General features: G+C 54.1%; 4 protein-coding genes. All 4 read left to right on the top strand.

What is annotated here, in order from left to right:
• The first annotated feature begins 308 nt into the window (after positions 1–308).
• The 4 genes from ACE99V_RS20045 (at position 309) to ACE99V_RS20030 (ending at position 5,646) form a co-directional block, all read left to right on the top strand.
• Entirely contained in the window at positions 309–1,961 is a 1,653-nt protein-coding gene (locus tag ACE99V_RS20045; RefSeq protein ID WP_400492974.1) for an acyl-CoA mutase large subunit family protein, read from the top strand.
• A 46-nt stretch (positions 1,962–2,007) separates the two neighbouring features.
• Positions 2,008–2,850 (top strand): methylmalonyl-CoA epimerase, encoded by an 843-nt coding sequence (gene mce, locus ACE99V_RS20040; protein WP_400492973.1) that lies wholly within the window; start codon positions 2,008–2,010, stop codon positions 2,848–2,850.
• Entirely contained in the window at positions 2,847–4,403 is a 1,557-nt protein-coding gene (locus ACE99V_RS20035; RefSeq protein WP_400492972.1) for an acyl-CoA carboxylase subunit beta, read from the top strand. The genes mce and ACE99V_RS20035 overlap by 4 nt, the downstream gene beginning before the upstream one ends.
• Positions 4,404–4,530: 127 nt before the next feature.
• The gene (locus ACE99V_RS20030) at positions 4,531–5,646 is read left to right on the top strand and encodes a M20/M25/M40 family metallo-hydrolase (RefSeq protein WP_400492971.1); all 1,116 of its coding nucleotides are present in this window, start codon (positions 4,531–4,533) and stop codon (positions 5,644–5,646) included.
• Positions 5,647–5,830 lie beyond the last annotated feature (184 nt).

The following is a 5,830-nucleotide window of genomic DNA, read 5'->3' as shown; positions in this document are numbered from 1 at the left end:
TTTCCGGAACGCATAAAAAGTTTCCTCTAACGAAGAACCAGCTTCTTCGAGAGGGCTTCAATCGAAGCTTTTTTTATGGTTGGAAATAGAAGAAAGTGGGTACAATCAGCGAAATAACCAGGAAAACAATGAGTATTTTGGCGACAGTGGATTGTTTCACGGCAGCTCCTCCTCAATTACCGCAAGCAGATATAATAAAAGGAAAGAAAATAGGAAATTGTCGTACGATACTCCTGTGCTGTGCTAGAATGAAAACAGGAGTGATTTCCTTTCTTTCGTTTAGTCTTAAGGAAATGGAGTGTTCGTCATTGTCTACGAAAGATTTTACCCAACTCTATCAGGAGTGGCAACAGCAACTGGCCAAGAGGCTGTCAAAAACTCCTGAGCGGAAAGAGCGCTTCGCCACCTCTTCAGATATTGAGATACACCCGCTATACGTTCCGGAAGAGATTGATGACGCTTACATGGAAAAAATCGGGTTCCCGGGAGAGTATCCATTCACCCGTGGAGTACAGCCCAACATGTACCGCGGACGCTTCTGGACCATGCGCCAGTATGCAGGTTTTGGCTCCGCAGACGAGACGAACAAGCGCTTCCGCTACCTGTTGGAGCAAGGACAGACCGGATTAAGTGTCGCTTTTGACCTGCCTACCCAGATCGGTTACGATTCCGATGATCCGATGGCAGCCGGTGAGGTGGGAAAAGTAGGCGTGGCGATTGACTCTTTGGAAGATATGGAAACGCTGTTGGCGGGAATCCCGCTGGATCGCGTCAGCACATCGATGACGATCAATGCTCCTGCCTCTGTCCTGCTGGCGATGTACATCGCCGTGGGAGAAAAACAGGGCGTACCGTCTGAAAAGCTTTCCGGCACCATCCAAAACGATATCCTGAAAGAATATATCGCGCGGGGAACGTACATTTTTCCACCGAAGCCGTCGATGCGCCTGATTACCGACATCTTCGCCTATTGTGCGCAGCATGTTCCGAAGTGGAACACGATCTCCATCAGCGGCTACCACATCCGTGAAGCGGGTTCGACAGCCGTGCAGGAAGTTGCCTTTACGCTGGCAGACGGGATCGCCTATGTGGAAGCGGCTCTCTTGGCCGGACTCGACATTGACCAATTTGCACCGCAGCTGTCTTTCTTCTTTAACGGTCACAATCACTTTTTCGAAGAGATCGCCAAGTTCCGGGCTGCTCGCCGCATTTGGGCACGGTTGATGAAGGAGCGTTACGGCGCGAAAAATCCGAAGTCCTGGCAGTTCCGCGTCCATACGCAGACAGGCGGCTCTACGCTCACGGCCCAGCAGCCGGACAACAACATCGTTCGCGTCACCATTCAGGCTCTTGCAGCTGTGTTGGGAGGAACGCAGAGCTTGCACACCAACTCCCGGGACGAGGCGCTCGCGCTGCCGACAGAGGAGTCTGCCCGTATAGCCCTTCGCACGCAGCAAATTATCGCCTATGAAAGCGGCGTGACAGACACGGCAGATCCGTTGGGCGGATCCTATTACGTCGAATACCTGACCGATCAAATCGAACTGAAGGCGCTGGAGTACATGGAAAAAATCGAGCAGATGGGCGGAGCAGTCGCCGCCGTGGAAGCCGGTTACATGCAGCGGGAAATTCACAAGCAAGCGTATGACACGCAGCGCAAAATTGAATCCGGTGAAGAAAAGGTCATCGGCATGAACTGCTTTCAGCTGGAAAACGAGCCGCAACCGGAACTTCTTCGCGTCGATCCCAGCCTGGGACGCAAACAAAAGGAGAAGCTGGACGCGCTGCGGGCAAAACGTGACTACCAGCAAGTTGAACAAACGCTCAATCGGCTTCGTGCCGGGGCGGCAGGAACGGACAATCTGATGCCGCTTATACTCGACTGCGTAAAGAGCTACGCCACCATTGGGGAAATATGCGGCGTACTGAGACAGGTGTTCGGCGAGTACCGTGCGGTCTAGGTTTCATCAACCGCAGAACATCGAATGAATGCGAGGGGGATCCTTCATGGAGAGAAAGATACGTGTATTGGTCGCCAAACCTGGTCTGGACGGACATGACAGGGGGGCGCTCGTCGTTGCCCAGGCACTGCGGGACGAGGGAATGGAAGTGGTCTATACCGGGCTGCGCCAAACTCCGGCGCAAATCGTCAGTGCGGCGATTCAGGAAGATGTCGATTGTATCGGGCTTTCCTGCCTGTCCGGCGCGCATAACGAGTTGTTTCCTGAGGTAGCGCGGCTGTTGCAGGAGCAAGGAGCCGACGATATTTTGATTGTCGGGGGTGGTGTGATTCCACAAGAAGATATTCCGTTTCTGAAATCGCAGGGAATTTCGGAAATCTTTACACCGGGCACCCCTACCTCCGTGACGGCTGATTACATCCGCGCCAACGTGAAACGAAAAGCCATGTCGTTTGTGCAGCCGCCGAAAAAAATGGCGCACATCGGGATTGCCGTAAGAAGTTTGGAAGCGGCGCTGCCGTTTTATACACAGCAGTTGGGTCTTTCCCTCTTGGGCACGGAGGAAGTGGCCAGCGAACAGGTGAAGATTGCCTTTTTGGCTGTCGGGGAGAGCCGCTTCGAGCTGTTGGAACCGCTCAGTGACGAGAGTCCGATCGCCAAGTTTATCGACAAGCGGGGGGAGGGCATCCACCATATCGCTTTGGACGTCGACGACATCCACGCCCGATTGGAACGGCTTTCAGCGAACGGAGTCCCATTGATTCACGAAACTCCCAAAGAGGGAGCGCATGGTGCGCAGATCGCTTTTTTGCACCCGAAGGCGGCAGGCGGCGTGTTGTTTGAACTCTGCCAGTACCCGGCAGAGAAGGTGGGAGGAAACAGCGAATGAGCGAGCAGATGTATGAAAAAATTGATGAACTGTACGAGAGAAAACGCAAAGTGGAACAGGGCGGCGGAGACGAGCGTATCGCCGCTCAGCACAACCGGGGAAAATTAACGGCGCGGGAACGATTGGACATCCTCTTGGACCGGGACAGTTTTGTCGAACTGCAGCCGTTTGTGAAACACCGCGCCACCAACTTTGGCATGGATAAATGGGATGCTCCTGGTGAAGGGGTTGTTACGGGCTACGGCAAGATCAACGGTCGCCTGGTATACGTTTTCGCCCAGGATTTTACCGTATTCGGCGGAGCGTTGGGAGAAATGCACGCCAAAAAAATCGCCAACATCATGGATCTGGCAGCCAAAAACGGGGCCCCAGTGGTCGGGCTGAACGATTCGGGGGGAGCGCGGATCCAGGAAGGCGTTGTGTCCTTGGACGGGTACGGCCATATTTTTTACCGAAACTCGATCTATTCCGGTGTAATCCCGCAGATCTCCGTTATTCTCGGCCCGTGCGCAGGGGGGGCGGTTTACTCCCCGGCGATTACCGATTACGTTTTCATGGTGGAAAAAACGTCCCAAATGTTTATCACCGGACCGAAGGTGATTGAAACCGTGACAGGCGAGAAGATCTCCAGTGAGGATTTGGGTGGCGCGAGTGTTCATTCGAGCATCAGCGGCAATGCCCATTTCACGGCTCCGACTGAGGAAGAAGTCCTGGGGGAAGTGCGCCGCCTGCTCAGCTTCCTGCCGCAAAACTATCGCGAGGAACCGCCGCGCGTGCCGTACGAAGGGGACGACGGGGATTGGCTGGAAAGTCTAGTCGACCTCGTGCCGGTAGCCGGCACAAAGGTATATGACGTCAAAAAGGTACTGGAGCAGATCGTGGATCACGGCGACTTCATGGAGGTGCAGCCTGACTTCGCCCGCAATATTGTCGTGGGATTGGGGCGGATCGACGGACAGAGCGTCGGCCTGATCGCCAACCAGCCGAAAGTGATGGCAGGAGGACTGGACATAGACTCGTCGGACAAGCTGGCCCGTTTTATCCGCACGTGTGACGCCTTCAACATCCCGCTGATCACCTTTGTTGACGTGACCGGCTTTTTCCCCGGCATCAATCAGGAGCACGGCGGAATCATCCGCCACGGGGCCAAAATTTTATACGCCTATTCCGAAGCGACCGTACCGAGAATCAGCGTGATTACCCGCAAAGCGTACGGCGGGGCCTACGTGGCGCTTAATTCGAAAGCGATCGGCGCAGACGTCGTTTATGCGTGGCCCAATGCGGAAATTGCCGTCATGGGGCCGGAGGGGGCGGCCAACATTATTTTTGCCCGCGATATCGAGCAGAGCGATAACCCGGCCGCTACCCGCCAGTCCAAAATTGCCGAGTACCGCGAAAAGTTCGCCAATCCGTATGTGGCAGCGGAAAACGGCATGGTGGACGATGTAATCGATCCGCGAGAGACGCGAAAATATCTGAAACGGTCGCTGGAAATGCTGCGCAACAAACGGGACGAGCGGCCGGCGAAGAAGCACGGCAATATTCCGCTATAAAACACGATTGAACGGCCTATTGCATGGTAAAAAAAATATTTTTGCTGTATACTTAAGAATGTTGCAAGGCCCTCACGTTCGGTGAGGGGTCGTACATACGAGCTCACAGATCAGGAGGAGACGGATATTGATTAACCAGGAGCGCTTGTTAAACGAGTTTTTGGAACTGGTGCAGATCGACAGCGAAACCAAGCATGAAGCGAAAATCAACAAGGTGCTGAAAGAGAAGCTGATCGAAATGGGCTTTACAGTAGAAGAGGACGATGCCGCAGCAAAAACAGGTCATGAGGCAAACAACCTGATCGCTACACTTGAAGGCAATGCGAAAGGGCCGACCATCCTGTTCAGCAGCCACATGGACACGGTCGTTCCAGGGAACGGAGTAAAGCCGCAGGTGCGCGACGGCTATGTCTATTCGGACGGAACCACCATCCTCGGCGCCGATGACAAGGCAGGCATTGCTGCCATCTTCGAAGCGATCCGTACGATGAAGGAGCAAAACCTGCCGCATCCGACCATTCAAGTGGTCCTGACCGTTGGAGAAGAGTCAGGTCTCGTTGGTTCCCGCGCCATGGATTCCAGTCTGCTGAAGGCGGAAATAGGCTTCATCCTCGACTCGGAGGGACCGGTGGGCAAGATTACCGTTGCCGGTGCCGGTCAATACCGCATCATCACCAAAATCCACGGAAAAGCAGCGCACGCCGGTGTGAATCCGGAAGACGGAATCAGCGCCATCACTGTGGCCAGCAAGGCCATTTCCCGCATGCCGCTGGGACGGATTGACGCGGATACGACTGCAAATGTCGGCCGCTTTGAAGGCGGAAAGGCGTACAACATCGTTACCGATTACGTGGAAATCTGGTCGGAAGCGCGCAGTCTGGTCATGGACAAACTGGAGCAACAGGTGAAAACCATGACGACTGCGTTTGAAGAAGCAGCGGCAGAGATGGGTGCCCGCTGCGAGAACGAAGTCATTTTCATGTACCACGGATACAAATACTCGGAAGAGACCCCTGTGGTGAAGAAGGCGATCGCTGCGGTAAAACGCATCGGCCGCGAACCCAGCCTGATATCCAGCGGGGGAGGCAGCGACGGCAACGTGTTCAACGGGTACGGCATACCGAGCGTCAACTTCGGAATCGGATATGAAGAGATTCACACCAAAAACGAGCGCATGCCTTTGTCCGAACTGTACAAGGCGTCCGAGCTCGTGCTGGCAATTATTGCGGAAGTATTGGAATAGTAGTGGAAAGAGGTGGGAAAACCCTGCCTCTTTTTTGTTGTATAAGAATTAATAAATTTGGACAACCCATACAGCCGCTAGAAAAGTGTTCGGGGCCCCAGCCGACACCAGCGTTAGCTAGTTACTCCTGAAAAAATCGTTTTTTGGCAGAAGCATCTCATTGTGGTGAATCTCAGGGGGCTAC

This window comes from Brevibacillus soli, from assembly GCF_044759095.2.
In the GTDB taxonomy this organism is placed as follows: domain Bacteria; phylum Bacillota; class Bacilli; order Brevibacillales; family Brevibacillaceae; genus JBIYSM02.
The sequence above is the reverse complement of the archived record's forward strand: the minus strand, read 5'-3'. Positions and strand labels throughout refer to the sequence as shown.